Below are 17596 nucleotides of genomic sequence, written 5' to 3' on the forward strand. Positions count from 1 at the left end.
CCCGACCCAGACTGTGCAAAGTTCCGGCAGACCGCAAGGGGGGCGTGCGGACATGGAGAGTGCCGGCTATCTACCCCGGCCGTTTCTTCGATTTCTTGTGTTTCGCCGGTCCGCCTTCGAACTTCGCCTTGGCCGGTTTCCCGGCCCAGGGCTTTGCCTCGAATGCCGGGCGCTGGTCGGCCGGTGCGCGCTTCTCGAATTTGGGCGCGTTCTGATCGAAGGTGCGCTTGCCGCGGTGCGGCTTCTTGTCGGGCCGTGGTTCCTGATAGCCGGCCCGCGACAGATCCGGTGTGCCGTCCAGCCGCTTGACCGCAATGTTGCCCTGCAGCTTGTGGTCGGGACCGATCGCAGCGAGGAAGCGCTCGGCCCAGTCCGCCGCGATCTGCACGAAGGTTTCCTCCGGCTGCATCTTGATGGCGCCGATCTCGCGCTTGGAAATGCCGGCTGTCCGGCACAGCATCGGGATCAGCCAGCGCGGCTCGGCATTCTGCCGGCGTCCGACCGACAGCGAGAACCAGACGCTGTCGCCGAAATCGTCGCGGCGGCTCGGTGCCTCGTCCCGGCGCGCAAATTTTTCGCCCGACGGCGTGAACGGCGCCACGTCGAGAAGGTCCTCCGGCGCCGAGCGGCTGGAGCGGCACATCCGCACGAAGGCGGCGGCGACCTGTTCGGGTCCGTGCTGATCGAGAAGCGCCTCAACGAAGCCGCGCTCCTCATCCTTCACAGGCTCGCTGAAGACTGGATCAGCGAGAATGCGCTCGTCGTCGCGCCGTATCACGTCGTCGGCCGAGGGCGGGCTTGCCCAGGTCGCCGCAAGGCCGGCACTTTGCAGTAGCCGCTCGGTTCGCTTGCGGGCATTATTGGGCACGATCAGCGCGCTGACGCCCTTGCGTCCCGCCCGTCCCGTTCGTCCGCTTCGGTGCAGGAGCGTCTCCGGGTTGGTCGGCAGGTCAGCGTGGATGACCAGCTCGAGGTTGGGCAGGTCGATGCCGCGCGCCGCGACGTCGGTGGCGATGCAGACCTTGGCGCGGCCGTCACGCATCGCCTGCAGCGCGTGGCTGCGCTCGTTCTGGCTAAGCTCGCCGGACAGCGCCACGACGGAAAAGTTGCGGTTGTTGAAGCGCGCCGTCAAATGGTTGACGGCGGCGCGCGTGTTGCAGAACACCAGCGCGTTCTTGGCTTCGTAAAAGCGCAGCACGTTGATGATGGCGTTTTCGCGGTCCGCCTGAGCGACGCTCAGCGCCCGGTATTCGATGTCGAGATGCTGCTTTTCCTCGCCGGAGGCCGAGATGCGCACAGCATCGTGCTGGTAGCCCTTGGCCAGCGTGGCGATGGAGCGCGGCACAGTGGCGGAAAACATCAGCGTGCGGCGATCGGCGGGTGCCGCGTCGAGGATGAATTCCAGATCCTCGCGAAAGCCGAGATCGAGCATCTCGTCGGCCTCGTCGAGCACCACTGCCTTGAGCGCCGACATGTCGAGCGAATTGCGGGTGATGTGGTCGCGCAGGCGGCCGGGCGTGCCGACGACGATATGGGCGCCACGCTCCAGCGCGCGCCGTTCGGTGCGCATGTCCATGCCGCCGACGCAGGACGCCACCGTGGCGCCGGTCAGTTCGTAGAGCCATTCCAGCTCGCGCGTTACCTGCAGGGCCAGCTCCCGCGTCGGCGCCACGGCCAGCGCCAAAGGTGCCGCGGCATGGGAAAAGCGCTCCGCGCCATCGAGAAGGGTCGGCGCCAAGGCCAGACCGAAGGCGACGGTCTTGCCGGAGCCGGTCTGGGCCGAAACCAGCGCATCGGCCTGGCCAAGCTCGAGAACCGCCTTCTGCACCGGCGTCAGCTCGACATAGCCGCGTTTTTCCAGCGCCTTTGCCAGCGCGGGAACAATAGCTTCGAAATTGGACATCTTGCTCTTTCGAAATTCGGATTCTGAATACCCGGCGACGGGTCAAATGTCGGCAAGCGCCACGGACGGGCGCCACGAGCCAGACGATGCTCGTTCGTACTTCGTTCCGCCGCCATTGTACAGGGCGGGCGGGTCGGCCTGGTTGCGATTGACTCTGGACGCAAACCGCGTAAAAGCCGGCACCGAACGGGATAGTTTTCGATGCGCGGCCTTCTGATGGCGCTCCTTGCATTCGACATCTCCGGCCCCAATGCGAACCATTGGGCCGGGCGCGTCGCTGCGTCTCCTCGTTCCAGCAAAATCACGTTGTTGCTCAAAAAAACCGGCAAAACGACCACCAAAACGGTCTGATTCCCTTGGCCTAACCACCCTCTCCCGGGTCCGGCCCGGGGGTTGAAACCCGCATCGGCCGGCGGGTTTTCTCCAGAAAACGAGCGGAGAGGGACAGGAGATTTCGATGAGTTTCAAGGTTGCGATCGTCGGCGCCACGGGCAATGTGGGCCGGGAAATGCTCAACATACTGGAAGAGCGCGGCTTTCCGGTGAGCGAGGTGGTGGCGCTGGCCTCGCGGCGCAGCCAGGGCACGGAAGTGTCGTTCGGCGACCGCACGCTGAAGGTCAGGGCGCTCGACCAATATGATTTTTCCGACACCGACATCTGCATCATGTCGGCCGGCGGCAACGTCTCCAAGGAATGGTCGCCGAAGATCGGCAAGCAGGGCTGCGTCGTCATCGATAATTCGTCGGCCTTCCGTTACGACCAGGATGTGCCGCTGATCGTTCCGGAAGTGAACCCGGATGCGATCTCGCTGTTCACGCGCAAGAACATCATTGCCAACCCGAACTGCTCGACGGCGCAGCTGGTCGTGGCGCTGAAGCCGCTGCATGACGCGGCCACCATCAAGCGCGTCGTCGTCGCCACCTACCAGTCCGTCTCCGGCGCCGGCAAGGAAGGCATGGACGAATTGTTCACGCAGACGCGCGCGGTGTTCGTCGCCGACCAGGTCGACGTCAAGAAGTTCACCAAGCGTATCGCCTTCAACGTCATCCCGCATATCGACGTCTTCCTCGACGACGGCTTCACCAAGGAAGAGTGGAAGATGGTGGCCGAGACCAAGAAAATGCTCGACCCCAAGATCAAGCTGACGGCGACCTGCGTGCGCGTGCCGGTGTTCATCGGCCATTCGGAAGCGGTCAACATCGAGTTCGAAAAGCCGATCACCGCCGATGAGGCGCGTGAGATCCTGCGCGAGGCGCCGGGCTGCCAGGTCATCGACAAGCGCGAGGACGGCGGCTACATCACGCCGCTGGAATCGGCCGGCGAGGACGCCACCTTCATCTCGCGCATCCGCGAGGACTCGACCATCGACAACGGCCTGTCGATGTGGATCGTCTCCGACAATCTGCGCAAGGGCGCGGCACTCAATGCGGTTCAGATCGCCGAGCTGCTGGTCGAGCGCGGGCTGATCCAGCCGAAGAAGAAGGCGGCATAACTTTTCGCTCACGGGCCGCATCGCCGCTTCGCGGCTGGCCCTCCGCGGGGCGCCGGATAACCGGCGGCCCGCGGTCGCGGGCTCGGCTTTCGGCCGTTCGCGCCCTTCTCCCCGTTCGCGGGGAGAAGGTGCCGGCAGGCGGATGAGGGGCAGCGCCGGCGTCTCAAATAGGCAGCAAGGCGCCGGCGTCACAGCCGGTTCTCCTCCACCAGGTCCAGCAGCAACCCCAGCGCCTCCTCCGCCCGGTCGGCGTGCACGAACAGGTGATCGTGGTAGAAGGCCGAGACCGGATTGACGCCGATGCCGGCCGCGGCCAGTCGCGCGGTGATGGCGGCGAGGAAGCCGACCGCTTCCAGCGACGAATGGACGTTCAGCGTCAGCATCCGGCAGCGGAACACGGTTTTCAGGCCAGCGGCCTTAGCCTGCTCTTCAAGCACGATCAGCGTCATGCCCTCGCGCTCGCGAAATAGCATCACCGGGTGGAGCCTGTCGGGAACGGGCGCATCGGGTGGCAACGTGGTGAAGACATGAACGCCGGCAAGCAATTCCGGCGTCATCGCCGCCAGCAACTGTTTCAGGTCGGTCTCTCCGGCCATCGGTTGCTTTCGTTGTACGATCAGGCGGCGGCTGCCGTCGAGCGCTCGGAAGATTCCCTTGCGGATTTCCAATAACGCTCTCCACCTCACGCCGCAAGGTGGACTTGGCCAGGTTCGTTGCCGGCGGAACTTGCATTTCCGAGGTCGCCGTCCCCCGGAGTGAAAAAGAACTGGAGGCATGTCGGATCGCCGTTATGGGCCGCGTCCTTGGTTCGAGCTGGCGAAGGACCCAGTGCTCACAACGACCGGAGGGAACATCAATGACCATGTCTCAGGCAGCACCCGTCTCACCGCGTGCCCTGTGGGCCGGCCGCGTGCTCAGCGCCGTCATCGTGCTGTTCATGATCTTCGACGGCGTCATCAAGCTGCCGCCGCTCGAAATCGTCACCCAGACCATGATGCAGCTCGGCTGGCCAGCCGATGCCAATGTCTCGCGCATGCTCGGCGTCATTGGATTGGTCTCGACCGTGCTTTACGCGCTGCCGCGCACCTCGGTGCTCGGCGCCATCCTGCTCACCGCCTATCTCGGCGGCGCCGTCGCCACGCATGTGCGTATCGGCAGCCCTTTGTTCTCGCACATACTGTTCGGCGTCTATCTCGGCGCCATCCTCTGGGGTGGCCTGTATCTGCGCGATCCAAGGGTGCGCGCGTTATTCCCGTTCAGCCAATAGCGGCGATTTCGAAAGCCGTTCGATGGTGGCCACGCCGCCAGAGCGGGCGCGATCCGCAGCCGATCTTCTTCTTTGGATCAAATCGCCCGGTTGTGAGTTAGGGGGTGCAGCGGCGAGGACGGCACCCTGTTGGAGAGGACAATGAAAAAGCTGATGATCTTGATGGCCTTGCTGGTGCCGCTCGGTGCCTGCTCCCGTACTGAGCAAGGCGCGGCAGTTGGTGGCCTGGGCGGTGCGGCGATCGGCGCTGCGGTGGCCGGCAACCCAACCAAGGGCGCGGTGATCGGCGGTGCGGCCGGCGCTTTGGCCGGTGCGCTGATCGGCCGTGCCAGCGAAAGCGGCCAGTGCCGTTATCGCGATCGTAATGGTCGTGTGTACGTTGCGAGCTGCCCAGAGGGCTATTGATCGGGCCGCAATCATGCGGATGAACAGCAAAACGGCGGGCAAGGCCCGCCGTTTCGTGTTGTGGAGATGCTTTATTCGGCGCTGGCGGCTTCCGCCTCGGCCGGCGCGGCTGCAGCGGCGGCAACGGCCGCAGCGGCATCTTCCTGCGCCTTCTTCAGCAAGGCTGCGCGCTCCTGCGCCTTCTTGCCGGGCTCGGCCTTCTTCGGGTTGGAGCGGGCGTCGCGCTTGGCGATGCCGGCTTCATCGAGGAAGCGCAGCACGCGGTCGGTCGGCTGAGCGCCATGCGCCAGCCAATGCTTGACGCGCGCGGCGTCGACCTTGACGCGTTCGCCGTCCTTGGGCAGCAGCGGATTCCACGAGCCGAGCGACTCGATGAAACGGCCGTCGCGCGGCGAACGCGCGTCGGCGACGACGACATGGTAATAGGGACGCTTCTTCGAGCCCGCACGGGCCAATCGGATCTTCAGTGGCATTTCTTTTCTCCTAAAAGGTCTAACTTGGTTGATCGGTTGGTGGCTGGTCCTCAGCCGGTTTTTGTCACGCCGTTGGATGCGGCGATCTGCTCGTGATGGCGGATCACTTCGCGGACGACGAAGTTCAGGAATTTCTCCGCGAAATCCGGGTCGAGATGGGCGTCCTTGGCCAGTTGGCGAAGACGGGCGATCTGCTGCTGCTCGCGCGCCGGGTCGGCAGGCGGCAGGCCATGTTCCGCCTTCAGCACGCCGACTGCCTTGGTGCAGCGGAAGCGCTCGGCCAGCATGTGGATCAGCGCAGCGTCGATATTGTCGATCGAGGCGCGATAATTGGCCAGCGCCGCACGCGCATCCGCCATGTCCTTCTCTTCGTTCATGGCGCCCTCACTTCTTCTTGCCGAGGCCAGGCAGCCCGCCACCGCCCGGCAGGCCGGGAAGTTTCATGCCGCCGGGCAGCCCAGGCAGGCCACCGCCACCGGGAAGACCACCGGGCAGGCCCTTCATGCCGCCGAGCCCGGCCGCCTGCGCCTGCTTCTGCAAGGCTTCGAGCTGCTTGGGGTCCATCTTGGAGAGATCCGGCATGCCGCCGCCCATCATGCCGCCTCCGGGACCGCCTGGGCCGCCAGGCATCATGCCGCCGAGCCCCATCTTGGAAGCGAGCCCGCCCATCATGCCGCGCATCAGGCCGCCGCCTTTGCCCTTGCCGCCCATCGCCTTCATCATGTCGGCCATGCCGCGATGCATCTTCAACAGTTTGTTGATTTCGGCAGCGTCGGTGCCCGAGCCGGCGGCGATGCGCTTCTTGCGCGAGTGCTTCAGAATATCGGGGTTGGCGCGCTCGGCCTTGGTCATCGACGAGATGATGGCGAGCTGGCGGCCGAACATCTTGTCGTCGAGACCGGCGGCGGCCATCTGGTCCTTCATCTTGCCCATACCGGGCATCATGCCCATGATGCCGCCCATGCCGCCCATTTTCGACATTTGCTGAAGCTGGCCGGCGAGGTCGTTCAGGTCGAACTTGCCCGATTGCATCTTCCTGGCCATCGCCGCCGCCTGTTCGGCGTCGATGTTCTCGGCTGCTTTTTCGACGAGGCTGACGATGTCGCCCATGCCGAGGATGCGGTCGGCGATGCGCTTGGGGTGGAATTCCTCCAGCGCGTCCATTTTTTCGCCGGTGCCGATCAGCTTGATCGGCTTGCCGGTGACGGCGCGCATCGAGAGCGCCGCACCACCGCGGCCGTCGCCGTCCATGCGGGTCAGCACGAGGCCGGTGATGCCGACGCGCTCGTCGAAGCTTTTTGCCAGATTGACGGCGTCCTGGCCGGTCAGCGAATCGGCGACCAGCAGGATCTCGTGCGGCGACGACATCTTCTTGATGTCGGCCATCTCGACCATCAAGGGCTCGTCGATATGAGTGCGGCCGGCGGTGTCGAGGATGACGACGTCATGGCCGCCAAGCTTGGCCGCCTGCACGGCGCGGCGGGCGATATCGACCGGCGTCTGGCCGGCGACGATCGGCAATGTCGCGACCTTGACCTGCTCGCCGAGCTGGCGGAGCTGCTCTTGCGCGGCGGGACGCCGCGTGTCGAGCGAGGCCATCAAAACCTTCTTGTTTTGACGATCGGTGAGGCGCCTGGCGATCTTGGCCGAGGTCGTCGTCTTGCCGGAACCTTGCAGGCCGACCATCATGATGACGACCGGCGCCGGTGCATTGAGGTCGATGGCGACGCCCTCGGCGCCGAGCATCTCGACCAGCTCGTCATGGACGATCTTGACGACCATCTGGCCGGGCTTGATCGACTTGACCACGGCGGCGCCGACGGCCTTCTCGCGCACCTTGTCGGTGAACGAACGCACCACTTCCAGCGCCACGTCGGCCTCGAGCAACGCACGGCGGACCTCGCGCAGCGCCGCCGAGACATCAGCCTCCGACAAGGCGCCGCGGCCGGTGAGGCCGTTCAGGATGGAGCCAAGGCGCTCTTGTAGGGACTCAAACATTGGTCAACCCGCCGCGCGACAGCGCCTTGGATTCATTTTGATCCCTGTCGGGCCGATGGCCCTCCACGCCTCTTGTGCGTTCCTGTAGCGATTCAAACATTCTTTTTCCTTTTCCCTGGCACCCGGATGATGCCCGAGAGGTAATGCGTTCGCGCCGACTGTCCAAGCAAAAGCCGGTCCGGGCAAAGCCCAAAGCCAAAAAGCACCCGGGGGCGCACAGCGCTGCCGGGTGTTGGCCTCCGGGATCGATTTACAGCACTTCACCTCAAAGAGGTTTCGGCGTCCCGGTCGGTTTGCTCGGAGGAATACTCGTCGCGGAATTCGCGGCGTGTAGACAGGAAATCGGCCGCAGAGTCAAGCTTTGGTCAGCTTTGCGCCAAATATGCCCAGGACGACCAGGCAAGACGCATCAGCGCACGCCGCCGCCGCGCGCCATATCCGGCTCGACCTTCAGTGGTGAACGCGGATGCAAAAGCAGCAGAACGGTCAACAGGCTGCTGACGATCCCTATCGCAGCGATGAGGGCGGCATCTAAAGTCGTCCAGCCGGCGGCTTCCAGCGGCTTGGCGTTGAACAGGGCGAAGGAATTATAGCTTTGCTGGTGCGAAATCAGCAGGAAGCCGGTCAGATTGTTGCCGAGATGGGCCCCGAAGCCGGCACCGAGATTGCCGGTTGCATAGACCAGAAGCGTCAGCAACAGCGCAAAGGCGGCGATCGAGGCCAGCACGCAGGCATTGATCGCAGCGCTCGAACCTGGGCTCCAGTGCAGGGAGGTGAACAGCAATCCCGGCAGCAGCGCCCAGATGAAAGGGTTCTGGAACCGGCTGGCCAAGCCCCTGAGTAGATAACCGCGAAACAGCATCTCCTCCGACGAGGTCTGAAGAAAGGTCAGGGCGGCGATCGGGATCAGGAACAAAAGCCACGAAGACAAGCCGATCGCGCCGCGCGCGATGTCGGGCTGCAAACCATAAAGCAGGATCTCGGAAAGCAGCGAGGTGATCAGCACCGCGGCCAGCCCTTTCAGGAACCCCGACCACGAAATGCGCCGGCTGACGCCAATCAGGGCGGTCAGCTTCTCGCGATGGATCCAGCGCATGGCAGCCCAAAGACCGAGCCAGATTCCGGCAAATGAAGCCAACGCCGCGAGGATGCCCGCCGGAGAGGCCATGAAATCCTGCACCGCTCCTCCACCTGGCGGGGCGGTGCCAGATGATGCCTGCCAAACGGCAAAGGCATAGGTGCCGCCGAACAGCACGGCGGCAGTGGTTCCGAGCCAGAACAAGATGACGACCGCCGTTCCAAGCAGAAGCCGCGGCAAAGTGGTCTTGTTGTTGGCGGTGTGCCGGTACTGTTGGAAGGCGGTTGGGTCGATCGTCACGCGGGCTCGCTGGCGGGTGCTTCGGCTCGCAAGGTCTAGAACATCGGTCCCAATGTGGAAACCGGTATTGCAGCGGCAACACCGGTCTGTGGCAATGTCGGGAGTGCGAGCGGCCGCCATTACAGGGCGACCGCCCTGTTTGTATCGTCAGCGCACGACGTACACGATACGCCGGCTGCCCGGATCGACCAGTGCCGGCTGGCCGTTCACATAGACGTAGCGGTAATCATAGTCCGGAATCTCGCGCAGCTCGACGGTGTCAGGCAAGGTCGCGCCCGTCACCACCTCGCCCTCGAGATAGACCGGATCGAGCCGATGCGTACGGACATAGGTACGGATCTCGGCCGGCGGTCTCCGGATAGGCTCGATCGCCTCGCCGGCGACGATCGCTCCGGTATAGCTGTCGGAATATTCGACGCTATCGGCGGGCGGCGTCACGATGGCAATGTCGGCGCTGGCCGGACGCTGTGTCAGGACCACACGGCTGCCGCCGAAATCGGCCGTCACATAGTCGGAATAGACCCAGCCCTGGCCGTTGGCCTCGGCGATGGTGCACCATTTGCTGTTGGCGATGCAGCCGTCGAGCGTCGCCGACTGGCCGGCCGCGAGCACGCCGATCACCGGATATTGCGGGCCGGGGCCGGCGCGTACATTGAGATCAGTGATGGCCGAGACGGCGGTGTCGGCCAAAGCAGAGCCCGACATCGCCATGAGCGCTCCGGCCACCGCCGGAAACAATTTGCGTTTCATGGTCTTCTCTCCGTTTCACAGTCCCTTGGGACGGAAAACGAAGCAAAGCCGCATGCGTTCCGGCTAAAAGGCTTCCGCCGGCTCACGATTTGTTCCAGTCGTTTTCGGCAGGTCGGTCAAAAGCTGGTGAACAAAAGCAAGTTTTTGCGCCGCCACGTCCGAGATGACGAAGGGATAGAGATCGGGCAGGCCCATGCAGCGGTTGATCGAGTTGGACGCCTCCGACAGCACCAGCCAGCGGTCGAGAATCCTTTCGAAAGGCTCCGGCCTGGCGGCGGGTTCCGATGGTGCCGGCTGCAGCTTGCCGCCGGTATCGGTGCGCGGCAGCTCGTTGGTTTCAACGGTTTCCAGCCGGCCGAGCGGGAAATTCAGGGCATGCACCATCTCCAGCGTGTCGGTGATGTGCATGTGATGCGCCCATGTCTCGGCCCAGTCCTCCCATGGGTGCGACGTCGCATAGGCCGAGATATGGCGCTGCTGCCAGTCGGGCGGCGCGCCATCGGCATAATAGGTCTTGAGCGCCTGTTCGTAGTCGGCGCGCTCGTCGCCGAACAAGGCGCGAAAACCGGCAAGCTTTTGCGGATCGCCGCGTATCAGGCGGTCCCAATAGTAATGGCCGAGCTCGTGGCGGAAATGGCCGAGCAGCGTGCGGTAGTTCTCGCCCATCTCGACGCGCCGCCGCTCGCGCTCAGCCGAATCCGCCTCGGCGACGTTGAGCGTGATCCGGCCGTTGTCGTGGCCGGTCAGGATACGCTCGCCGCCGGGACCGCCGCCGATCGGATCGGCAAGAAAATCGAAAGCGAGGCCGATCTCGTCGCCAACGTCCTGCTTAGGTGCGATCGGCAGGCCGAAGGCGAGCAGCGAATACACGGCACGCTTCTTTGCCGCCTCGACACGGATCCAGCGGCGGCGGTTGCCGTCGACCGACAGATCCGGGATCAGTTGGTTCAGCGCACAGGCGCGGCAGAAGGCGTGGCCGGGCTCCGCCATCCAGTTGCAGGCGCATTCGTCGGCATTGGTGCAATGGAAGACGTCTGCGCCGGACAGCGCGAAGCGCGCATGCTCGGGATCGTAGAGCACGAGGCTGGCGCAGTTCAGGCATTGCGCGTTCTCGAAATAGAGACGGTGGCCGCAATGCGGGCAGTCGAAAAGCTTCATTGGCGTCTCAAATCATTCGAAATGCGGAGGACGATACGAGCAGGAGAAGGCCAAACGCCTGTCAGCTGCCCACGTTCCTGCCGGCAGATGCTATTTTGCCGCAAGGTGGGCGACGACCTCCTTGGCCACTGCCTCGCCCGACAATCTGGCGCCGCCGCAGGTCTGCATCAGCGGACCGGCCAAATGCTCGCCGGCGAAGAAGATCTTTTCCGCCACCGGCTGCATCAAAGTGGCGCGCGCTTGCGAGCGGCCGGGACGCGCCGCCGCATAGGCGCCGCGCACGAACCGCTCAGCGCCCCAATTGGTCATCATTGCGCGTCCGACATGCTTTCGTATGTCGCCGCCAAAGATGCCGCAGAGCCGGTCGACGACGAAGTCGATGCCGGCCGCCTCGCCCGCCGCCGATATCTCCCAAGCGAAATCGCCGCCGACGAAACCGACCATCAGATCGAGGTCGAAAGGAAAGCAGAGGAAGTAGATGTCGTGCCGGGCCAACCGCTCGATCAGCAAATCGTCGAACGGCTCCAGGCCGAGCCTGGTACCGGATATTTCCACCGGCAGCTTGGTCAGCATGCCCATCGGCAGGTCGAAGAAGGCAGCGAAATGCGCATCGGGGAGTGCAGGCGAGAACGCGATCTCCTCGAAGGCGAGCACTGCCGGCGAGGCGGTGACGATGGCCGCATTGGCGCGGATGGTACCGCGATCGGTGACGCAGGCCACGCCCGGCTCATCCCAGACGATCTTGCGCACAGGCGTCGACAGTTCCACCGGCACATCGGCACCGAAGCGGGCAACCAGCGTACCGAAGCCTTCCCTGGTGAAATAGTTCGGATCGAGATCGGCGGCGGCCTGAAAGTCGCGGATCGATATCTCGTCTTCGTCGGCGCCGAAATCCATCGGCCCGGCGAAGGTTGCGGCGGCGCGCGGCGCCTGTCCCTTGGCGAGCAATGCCGAAAGACGGTCGTCGTCGCCTTCCCTCACCTGATGTGCCGCCACGGGCTCGAACAGCCTTGCGTCGGCCACCTTCATCGCGGCCTCTTCGGCTTCGCTTGCCTTTCGCTCGCGGTAATAGAGATGATCGACATTCATGTCGTGGTGATGAAGTGTCCAGGCGGCGGCCTTCGCCTCGGGAAAGTAGGGATTGCGGTCCGCGGCATGCAGCCAGGCGCAGCCGATGTCGAACGGCACGCCGAAATGCTGGTCGCTGGTCCAGGCGCGGCCGCCAATGCGGTTCATCGCTTCCAACAATTTGAAGGAAAAACCGGCGGCGCGCAGGGTCTTGGCAGCCGAAAGCCCGGCTGAACCGGCGCCGATGATCACGACATCAACGTCTTCCATGCTTATTCTGTCCCCGCCACAATAATTACTTGATCGTAGGCAAATTCCCGGGCGTCCGCCAGTGTGGTGGATTTGAAGTTCCTGCTGTATTGAGTGCATCGGCGCAGCGCCGGGACAGTGACAAGCAGGTGTTTCGCTGGCAAATTCGCAATTGGGAACATGATTCAGGCAACCAGGAGAGCAGCATGGCATTTCTTGCCAAGGGGAAGATGTTTGTAGTGGCCACGGTGGTGGCGGTGCTTGCGCTGGCGACGAGCGCGCAGGCGGCGGCCAGTTGCGGCAAAAACGGCGCCGGCTTCGAGGCGTGGAAACCGGAGTTTGCCGCGGAGGCGAAGGCCGACGGTGTCGGCTCGAAGGGTCTGGCCGCTCTGGCTCGCGCAACCTACGCGACAAAGACGATCTCCGTCGACCGCGCCATCCATAAGGCTTTCAGCGGCTCGGTGGAAGCTTTCATGAAGCGCCGTGGCGCGTCCGCGATCATTGCCAGGGGCCGTGCGCTGAAGAAGGCCAATGCCGCGCTGTTCGACAAGATCGAACAGAATTACGGCGTGTCGCCGGGTGTGTTGCTCGCCATCTGGGGCATGGAGACCGGCTTCGGTTCCGCCATGGGCAACCAGAATACGGTCTCCGCCATTTTAACGCTGGCCTATGACTGCCGCCGTCCGGAATTCTTCTACCCTCATGCCATTGCAGCCCTGAAGCTGGTTGATCGCGGAGCGCTGAGCGCCTCGTCGGTCGGTGCCGCGCATGGCGAGATTGGCCACACGCAGTTCCTGCCCGGAAATGTTTTGACATATGGCGTAGGCAACAAAAATCTGCGCGACAAGGCCACTGCGTTGGCTTCTACCGCCAACTTCCTCAAGGGTCATGGTTGGCGGCCGGGTGCCAGCGCGCAGGCGAATATCGGCGCAATTGCCGGCTGGAATTCGGCGAGCGTCTATCAACAGGCCATCGCCCGCATGGCCACGGCGATCGATGCCGACTGACAGGGACCTCCAGAGCTTTGTCTTAACGCAATTCCGGACGGAAAACCGTTTCACACTTTTCCTGGAATTGCTCTATTCGACAGAAAGCCCGGCCAAGCGCCGGGCTTTCTATTTCACGTGGAGCGCGTAGGAGCAGCCGGCGAGCACCTTGCCGGGACGTGAATCAACGGTTGAGACATTGAGCGTGACGCGCGTGCGCCGCGTCGCTTCGCTCCTTGCTCCGCCCTGGGATGACGAAGTGAGAGGTGGCCTGTGGCTAATCGCCAGCGTGGAGAGGGCGGATGCCAGTCAAAGAGCCAAATCCCTCGGTGCGGAGGAACAGGCTAGCCTTTACGACTACGCGCCGCCAGCGTGCGCAGCCTGAGCGCGTTGAGGCGGATGAAGCCTTCGGCGTCCTTCTGATCGTAGGCGCCGCGGTCGTCCTCGAAAGTGACCAGCGCATCGGAATAGAGCGTCTTCCTCGACTTGCGGCCGGTGACAATTACGTTGCCCTTGTAGAGCTTCAGCCGCACGGTGCCTTCGACGTCTTCCTGGCTCTTGTCGATCATCGCCTGCAGCATCAGCCGCTCGGGCGCGAACCAGAAGCCGTTATAGATCAGCTCGGCGTAGCGCGGCATGAACTCGTCCTTGAGATGGGCGGCTCCGCGGTCGAGCGTGATCGATTCGATCGCCCGGTGGGCTGATATCAGGATGGTGCCGCCGGGGGTCTCGTAGACGCCGCGCGATTTCATGCCGACGAAACGGTTCTCGACCAGATCGAGCCTGCCAATGCCGTTGTCGCGGCCGAGATCGTTCAGCGCCGCCAGCATCGTTGCAGGCGACAGTTTCTTGCCGTTGAGCGCAACCGGGTCGCCCTTGAGGAATTCGATCTCGATCTCGGTGACCTCATCGGGCGCATCCATCGGCGAGATGGTGCGCTGGTGGACGAATTCGGGCGGCTCGCTCCACGGGTCTTCCAGCACCTTGCCCTCGGAGGAGGAGTGCAGCAGGTTGGCATCGACCGAGAAAGGCGCATCGCCCTTCTTGTCCTTCGGCACCGGGATCTGGTGCTGCTCGGCGAAATTGATGAGATCGGTGCGCGACTTGAACGACCAATCGCGCCAGGGCGCGATGACCTTGATGTCGGGATTGAGTGCATAGGCCGACAGCTCGAAACGCACCTGGTCGTTGCCCTTGCCGGTGGCGCCATGGGCGATCGCATCGGCGCCGGTCTCCCTGGCGATCTCGACAAGATGTTTCGAGATCAGTGGCCGGGCGATCGAGGTGCCGAGCAGATACGTGCCTTCATAGACAGCGTTGGCGCGGAACATCGGGAAGACGAAATCGGATACGAACTCCTCGCGGACATCGACGATGCGGATATCCTTGATGCCCATCATCTCGGCCTTGCGCCTGGCCGGCTCCAGTTCGCCACCCTGGCCGAGATCGGCGGTGAAGGTGACGACCTCGGCGCCGAGCTCGGTCTGCAGCCATTTCAGGATGATCGAGGTATCAAGGCCGCCGGAATAGGCGAGCACGACTTTCTTGACGGCTTTTGCTTTCGACATGGTGGGCGGTTCCGCGACAGGGGTTCTTCGCGGGCGAGGTATCACGGCGTTTTAGGCCAGCGCAAGGGACGAACGATGCCTGGACCAGATGCTGTATCGCCCAGAGGCTGGCGAGAATACGGCTCTTGCGGTATGGCTGCGCCGTCTTTTTGCCGCACCGAGACGAGCCATGTCCTTCATCCCCGACAGTACGACGCTTATCCAGTTCTCCATCGCCACCTTCATCCTGGCGATCACGCCTGGGCCTGATATGACGCTGTTCGTGTCGCGCACGCTGAGCCAGGGCCGCGCCACCGGCTTTGCCTCAATGGCCGGCGCCTTGTGCGGCACGCTGATCCACACCACGCTGGTGGTGGTCGGCGTCTCGGCGCTGATCGTCGCCTCGCCGATGGCGTTCTTCGTGCTGAAAATTTTCGGCGCCGGGTACCTGGTCTTCCTGGCATGGCAGGCGATCACAAAAGGGTCGGCGTTTTCGCCGGAGAAGAAGAGCGGGCCGAGAATCTCGCTGTTCCGCAGCTGGGCGGCTGGGCTCGGGGTCAATCTCCTCAACCCGAAGATCATCCTGTTTTTCATGACCTTCCTGCCGCAATTCGTCTCCGCGCATGATCCCAACGCGCCGGGAAAGCTGTTCTTCCTCGGCGCGATGTTCGTCGTGCTGGCGATCCCGGTGACGGCGCCGATGGTGCTGGCGGCGGAAAAGTTCTCGGCCGCGATGAAATCCAGCCCGCGCGTGACGCGCGTCGTCGACTATCTCTTTGCCGGAGTTTTTTCGGCCTTCGCGCTCAAGATCCTGTCGGCCCAGGCGAAATAGGGCGCATTCCTGCTTGACCATGCTCTTTTCCGAAAAACCGGCCTCCACTTTTCGGGATCATGGTCCAATCTGACGCCAGCTTCCGGCCGAGCGCCCGGCGCTCAGCCAGTAGAAAATGCCGCCGACCATGCCGCAGCCGATCACCGCCAGCATGACGCTGGTATTGGTAACCTCGAAATTGGCATCGGCCGTCTGGTGGACGAAGCCGAGGAAGACCGCCGAGACCACAGCACCCGCCAGCGCATAGAACAGCCAGTCACGCCGGCCAAGAATCTCGGAGACGAGGATGGCGATGGCGGCCGGCATGAAGGCGAAATAGGCGACGAACAGCGCGACGAAGGGGATTGAAAACCACAGCGACGCCTGCGCCGCCGGTTGCGCCTCGTCCGTCATCAACCCAAGAGACGCCAGGAACATGATGTTAAGGAAGGCGCTTGCCGCCAGCGAAGCAACGCCATAGCCGACAAGGATGACGGCGAAGCGGATCAGATAGGCGACGACGCGATTCACGCCTCGCCATGCCCTGCGATCATCATCGCTTCCAGCGCCAGCCGGTCGACTTTGCGCATGCGCTCGGAGTCCGACTTGAGCTGGCCGCAGGCGGCGAGGATGTCGCGGCCGCGCGGCGTGCGGATCGGCGAGGCATAGCCGGCATTGTTGATGTAGTCGGCGAATTTCTCGATCGTCTCCCAGTCCGAGCACTGGTAGTTGGTGCCCGGCCACGGATTGAACGGGATCAGATTGATCTTGGCCGGAATGCCCTTGAGCAACTTGACCAGCGCCTTGGCGTCTTCGATGGAATCGTTGACGTCCTTCAGCATCACATATTCGAAGGTGATCCGCTTGGCGTTGGACAGGCCGGGATAGGCACGGCAGGCAGCGATCAGCTCGTTCAGCGGATACTTCTTGTTGATCGGAACCAAAAGGTCGCGCAGATCGTCATTGGTGGCGTGCAGCGAGATCGCCAGCATGACGCCGATCTCCTCGCCGGTGCGGAAGATCTCGGGCACGACGCCCGATGTCGAGAGCGTGATGCGTCTCTTCGAAAGGGAAAGCCCGTCGCCGTCGGATGCGATCAGCAGCGCCTTCTTCACCGCCTCGAAATTGTAGAGCGGCTCGCCCATGCCCATCATGACGACGTTGGACACTTTCCGGCCCTCGGCCGGCACGATGGCCCCGTCGGGCGTATCGCGGTCGGGGAAATCGCCGAGCCGATCGCGGGCGGTCAAAAGCTGGGCAAGGATTTCCTCGGCGGTCAGGTTGCGCACCAGTTTCTGCGTGCCGGTGTGGCAGAAGGAGCAGGTCAGGGTGCAGCCGACCTGCGAAGAGATGCAGAGGGTGCCGCGGCCTTCTTCGGGAATGTAGACGGTCTCGATCTCGACCGGCCGGCCGGCGCCGCGCGGCGGAAAGCGGAACAGCCATTTGCGCGTGCCGTCGGAGGAAATCTGCTCCTCGACGATCTCGGGCCTGACAACGGTGAAATGCCTGTCGAGCGCGGCGCGCAGATCCTTGGAAATGTTGAACATGCCGGCAAAATCGGAAACGCCGCGCACATAGATCCAATGCCAGAGCTGCTGGGCGCGCATTTTCGCCTGGCGCTCCGGCACGATGCCGGCAGCGACAAGGGCGGCCCCAAGTTCGGCGCGCGTCAAGCCGATCAGCGAGGGCTTTTCAGGCGCCGTGCGGGTGCGCAACGCGTCACGCGCGCCTTCGGCGGTAAGATCGAATGAAAGGGTCATTGTTGCACTGATATAAGCGATTTGCGGCCGAATACAGCATCGTGCCCGAAATGAAGCGCGGCGCATAGCACAGGTTAGCGGCGGAGTCATGCCGGGTGCGCAAGCAAGGGCAGGGCTTCAGAAAAGGCTGGCGTCCAATTTTGCGTTGGAGACAACCAAATTGGCGACCTCGGCGCTGCCCTCATCCGGCGGCGACGTCAGCGCCATTCCCGCAGCGCTGGCAATCAGCGAAAACTTCTATGCGGCGCTCTTTCTCCCCGTCACCATCTATCGCATTCACACATCTGGGTTGCGCTTTGCGGCGAAGCTCGATTCTATTTCGGCCGGAAAAGCCGAAGGAGGGTTGAATGA

The 17596-nt window shown here is 63.5% G+C and carries 19 protein-coding genes; 7 read left to right on the forward strand and 12 right to left on the reverse strand.

From position 1 onward, the window contains the following. Nucleotides 1-70: 70 nt before the first annotated feature. On the reverse strand, nt 71-1903 hold the full coding sequence (locus tag NKG60_RS28210; protein ID WP_352669038.1) for a DEAD/DEAH box helicase: 1833 nt from the start codon (nt 1901-1903) through the stop codon (nt 71-73). 201 nt (nt 1904-2104) lie between these two features. Here NKG60_RS28210 and NKG60_RS28215 point away from each other — a divergent pair, with 201 nt between their 5' ends. Together NKG60_RS28215 and NKG60_RS28220 are read left to right on the forward strand one after the other, a co-directional pair. After that, on the forward strand, nt 2105-2254 hold the full coding sequence (locus NKG60_RS28215) for a hypothetical protein (protein WP_352669036.1): 150 nt from the start codon (nt 2105-2107) through the stop codon (nt 2252-2254). Nucleotides 2255-2360: 106 nt separating this feature from the next. Further along, on the forward strand, nt 2361-3395 hold the full coding sequence (locus tag NKG60_RS28220) for an aspartate-semialdehyde dehydrogenase (RefSeq protein ID WP_023680535.1): 1035 nt from the start codon (nt 2361-2363) through the stop codon (nt 3393-3395). A 188-nt stretch (nt 3396-3583) separates the two neighbouring features. Here NKG60_RS28220 and NKG60_RS28225 read toward each other — a convergent pair whose 3' ends face one another. Then, entirely contained in the window at nt 3584-3991 is a 408-nt protein-coding gene (locus tag NKG60_RS28225) for an ACT domain-containing protein (protein WP_352976142.1), read from the reverse strand. A 260-nt stretch (nt 3992-4251) separates the two neighbouring features. On the opposite strand from NKG60_RS28225, the gene NKG60_RS28230 reads away from it, so the two are divergent. Together NKG60_RS28230 and NKG60_RS28235 are read left to right on the forward strand one after the other, a co-directional pair. Then, entirely contained in the window at nt 4252-4662 is a 411-nt protein-coding gene (locus NKG60_RS28230; protein WP_352669033.1) for a DoxX family protein, read from the forward strand. Nucleotides 4663-4803: 141 nt separating this feature from the next. Then, complete coding sequence (locus tag NKG60_RS28235; protein WP_352669031.1) at nt 4804-5067, forward strand: YMGG-like glycine zipper-containing protein; 264 nt, start codon at nt 4804-4806, stop codon at nt 5065-5067. A 71-nt stretch (nt 5068-5138) separates the two neighbouring features. Here NKG60_RS28235 and rpsP read toward each other — a convergent pair whose 3' ends face one another. The 7 genes from rpsP to NKG60_RS28270 form a co-directional block, all read right to left on the reverse strand. Continuing rightward, on the reverse strand, nt 5139-5540 hold the full coding sequence (gene rpsP, locus NKG60_RS28240; RefSeq protein ID WP_352669029.1) for a 30S ribosomal protein S16: 402 nt from the start codon (nt 5538-5540) through the stop codon (nt 5139-5141). Nucleotides 5541-5590: 50 nt separating this feature from the next. Then, the gene (locus NKG60_RS28245; protein ID WP_352491671.1) at nt 5591-5917 is read right to left on the reverse strand and encodes a chorismate mutase; all 327 of its coding nucleotides are present in this window, start codon (nt 5915-5917) and stop codon (nt 5591-5593) included. A 7-nt stretch (nt 5918-5924) separates the two neighbouring features. After that, on the reverse strand, nt 5925-7538 hold the full coding sequence (gene ffh, locus NKG60_RS28250; RefSeq protein ID WP_352867800.1) for a signal recognition particle protein: 1614 nt from the start codon (nt 7536-7538) through the stop codon (nt 5925-5927). A gap of 409 nt (nt 7539-7947) precedes the next feature. Further along, the gene (locus tag NKG60_RS28255; protein WP_352669025.1) at nt 7948-8916 is read right to left on the reverse strand and encodes a CPBP family intramembrane glutamic endopeptidase; all 969 of its coding nucleotides are present in this window, start codon (nt 8914-8916) and stop codon (nt 7948-7950) included. Between the two features lie 147 nt (nt 8917-9063). Beyond that, nucleotides 9064-9666, reverse strand: a complete 603-nt coding sequence (locus tag NKG60_RS28260; protein ID WP_352669022.1) for a DUF1236 domain-containing protein — start codon at nt 9664-9666, stop codon at nt 9064-9066. 63 nt (nt 9667-9729) lie between these two features. After that, nucleotides 9730-10824 carry a zinc-binding metallopeptidase family protein gene (locus NKG60_RS28265; RefSeq protein ID WP_352669020.1) on the reverse strand — a complete coding sequence of 365 codons (1095 nt, stop codon included), beginning with the start codon at nt 10822-10824 and terminating at the stop codon, nt 9730-9732. Between the two features lie 90 nt (nt 10825-10914). Continuing rightward, a complete protein-coding gene (locus NKG60_RS28270; protein ID WP_352976138.1) occupies nt 10915-12162 on the reverse strand; it encodes a flavin monoamine oxidase family protein in 1248 nt (415 codons plus the stop codon). Nucleotides 12163-12347: 185 nt separating this feature from the next. Here NKG60_RS28270 and NKG60_RS28275 point away from each other — a divergent pair, with 185 nt between their 5' ends. Continuing rightward, nucleotides 12348-13148, forward strand: coding sequence for a lytic murein transglycosylase (locus NKG60_RS28275; protein WP_352669117.1), 801 nt, complete (start codon nt 12348-12350; stop codon nt 13146-13148). 323 nt (nt 13149-13471) lie between these two features. On the opposite strand, the gene NKG60_RS28280 is transcribed toward NKG60_RS28275, so the two are convergent. Further along, nucleotides 13472-14695: an argininosuccinate synthase gene (locus NKG60_RS28280; RefSeq protein WP_352669015.1), complete on the reverse strand. Its 1224-nt coding sequence runs from the start codon at nt 14693-14695 to the stop codon at nt 13472-13474. A 169-nt stretch (nt 14696-14864) separates the two neighbouring features. On the opposite strand from NKG60_RS28280, the gene NKG60_RS28285 reads away from it, so the two are divergent. Beyond that, on the forward strand, nt 14865-15506 hold the full coding sequence (locus tag NKG60_RS28285; RefSeq protein WP_352669013.1) for a LysE family translocator: 642 nt from the start codon (nt 14865-14867) through the stop codon (nt 15504-15506). Nucleotides 15507-15563: 57 nt separating this feature from the next. Here NKG60_RS28285 and NKG60_RS28290 read toward each other — a convergent pair whose 3' ends face one another. Both NKG60_RS28290 and rlmN read right to left on the reverse strand, forming a co-directional pair. Continuing rightward, nucleotides 15564-16016 (reverse strand): hypothetical protein, encoded by a 453-nt coding sequence (locus NKG60_RS28290; RefSeq protein WP_352669011.1) that lies wholly within the window; start codon nt 16014-16016, stop codon nt 15564-15566. Next, entirely contained in the window at nt 16013-17245 is a 1233-nt protein-coding gene (rlmN, locus tag NKG60_RS28295) for a dual-specificity RNA methyltransferase RlmN (RefSeq protein WP_352669009.1), read from the reverse strand. Before rlmN ends, NKG60_RS28290 begins: the two co-directional genes overlap by 4 nt. A 160-nt stretch (nt 17246-17405) precedes the next feature. Between rlmN and NKG60_RS28300 the strand changes: the two genes are divergently transcribed. Continuing rightward, on the forward strand, nt 17406-17596 hold a 191-nt coding region (locus NKG60_RS28300), incomplete at its 3' end, for a hypothetical protein (protein WP_352976140.1).

It is taken from the genome of Mesorhizobium sp. M1428 (assembly GCF_040317515.1).
In the GTDB taxonomy this organism is placed as follows: domain Bacteria; phylum Pseudomonadota; class Alphaproteobacteria; order Rhizobiales; family Rhizobiaceae; genus Mesorhizobium.

Excerpts from the sequence above, each read along its gene's own strand:
- NKG60_RS28215 (WP_352669036.1), top strand. The coding sequence starts at position 2,105 with ATGCGCGGCCTTCTGATGGCGCTCCTTGCATTCGACATCTCCGGCCCC.
- rpsP (WP_352669029.1), bottom strand. The coding sequence starts at position 5,540 with ATGCCACTGAAGATCCGATTGGCCCGTGCGGGCTCGAAGAAGCGTCCC.
- NKG60_RS28270 (WP_352976138.1), bottom strand. The coding sequence starts at position 12,162 with ATGGAAGACGTTGATGTCGTGATCATCGGCGCCGGTTCAGCCGGGCTT.
- ffh (WP_352867800.1), bottom strand. The coding sequence starts at position 7,538 with ATGTTTGAGTCCCTACAAGAGCGCCTTGGCTCCATCCTGAACGGCCTC.
- NKG60_RS28275 (WP_352669117.1), top strand. The coding sequence starts at position 12,348 with ATGGCATTTCTTGCCAAGGGGAAGATGTTTGTAGTGGCCACGGTGGTG.
- NKG60_RS28245 (WP_352491671.1), bottom strand. The coding sequence starts at position 5,917 with ATGAACGAAGAGAAGGACATGGCGGATGCGCGTGCGGCGCTGGCCAAT.
- NKG60_RS28230 (WP_352669033.1), top strand. The coding sequence starts at position 4,252 with ATGACCATGTCTCAGGCAGCACCCGTCTCACCGCGTGCCCTGTGGGCC.
- NKG60_RS28260 (WP_352669022.1), bottom strand. The coding sequence starts at position 9,666 with ATGAAACGCAAATTGTTTCCGGCGGTGGCCGGAGCGCTCATGGCGATG.
- NKG60_RS28220 (WP_023680535.1), top strand. The coding sequence starts at position 2,361 with ATGAGTTTCAAGGTTGCGATCGTCGGCGCCACGGGCAATGTGGGCCGG.
- NKG60_RS28210 (WP_352669038.1), bottom strand. The coding sequence starts at position 1,903 with ATGTCCAATTTCGAAGCTATTGTTCCCGCGCTGGCAAAGGCGCTGGAA.
- rlmN (WP_352669009.1), bottom strand. The coding sequence starts at position 17,245 with ATGACCCTTTCATTCGATCTTACCGCCGAAGGCGCGCGTGACGCGTTG.
- NKG60_RS28285 (WP_352669013.1), top strand. The coding sequence starts at position 14,865 with ATGTCCTTCATCCCCGACAGTACGACGCTTATCCAGTTCTCCATCGCC.
- NKG60_RS28235 (WP_352669031.1), top strand. The coding sequence starts at position 4,804 with ATGAAAAAGCTGATGATCTTGATGGCCTTGCTGGTGCCGCTCGGTGCC.
- NKG60_RS28280 (WP_352669015.1), bottom strand. The coding sequence starts at position 14,695 with ATGTCGAAAGCAAAAGCCGTCAAGAAAGTCGTGCTCGCCTATTCCGGC.
- NKG60_RS28265 (WP_352669020.1), bottom strand. The coding sequence starts at position 10,824 with ATGAAGCTTTTCGACTGCCCGCATTGCGGCCACCGTCTCTATTTCGAG.
- NKG60_RS28225 (WP_352976142.1), bottom strand. The coding sequence starts at position 3,991 with ATGGCCGGAGAGACCGACCTGAAACAGTTGCTGGCGGCGATGACGCCG.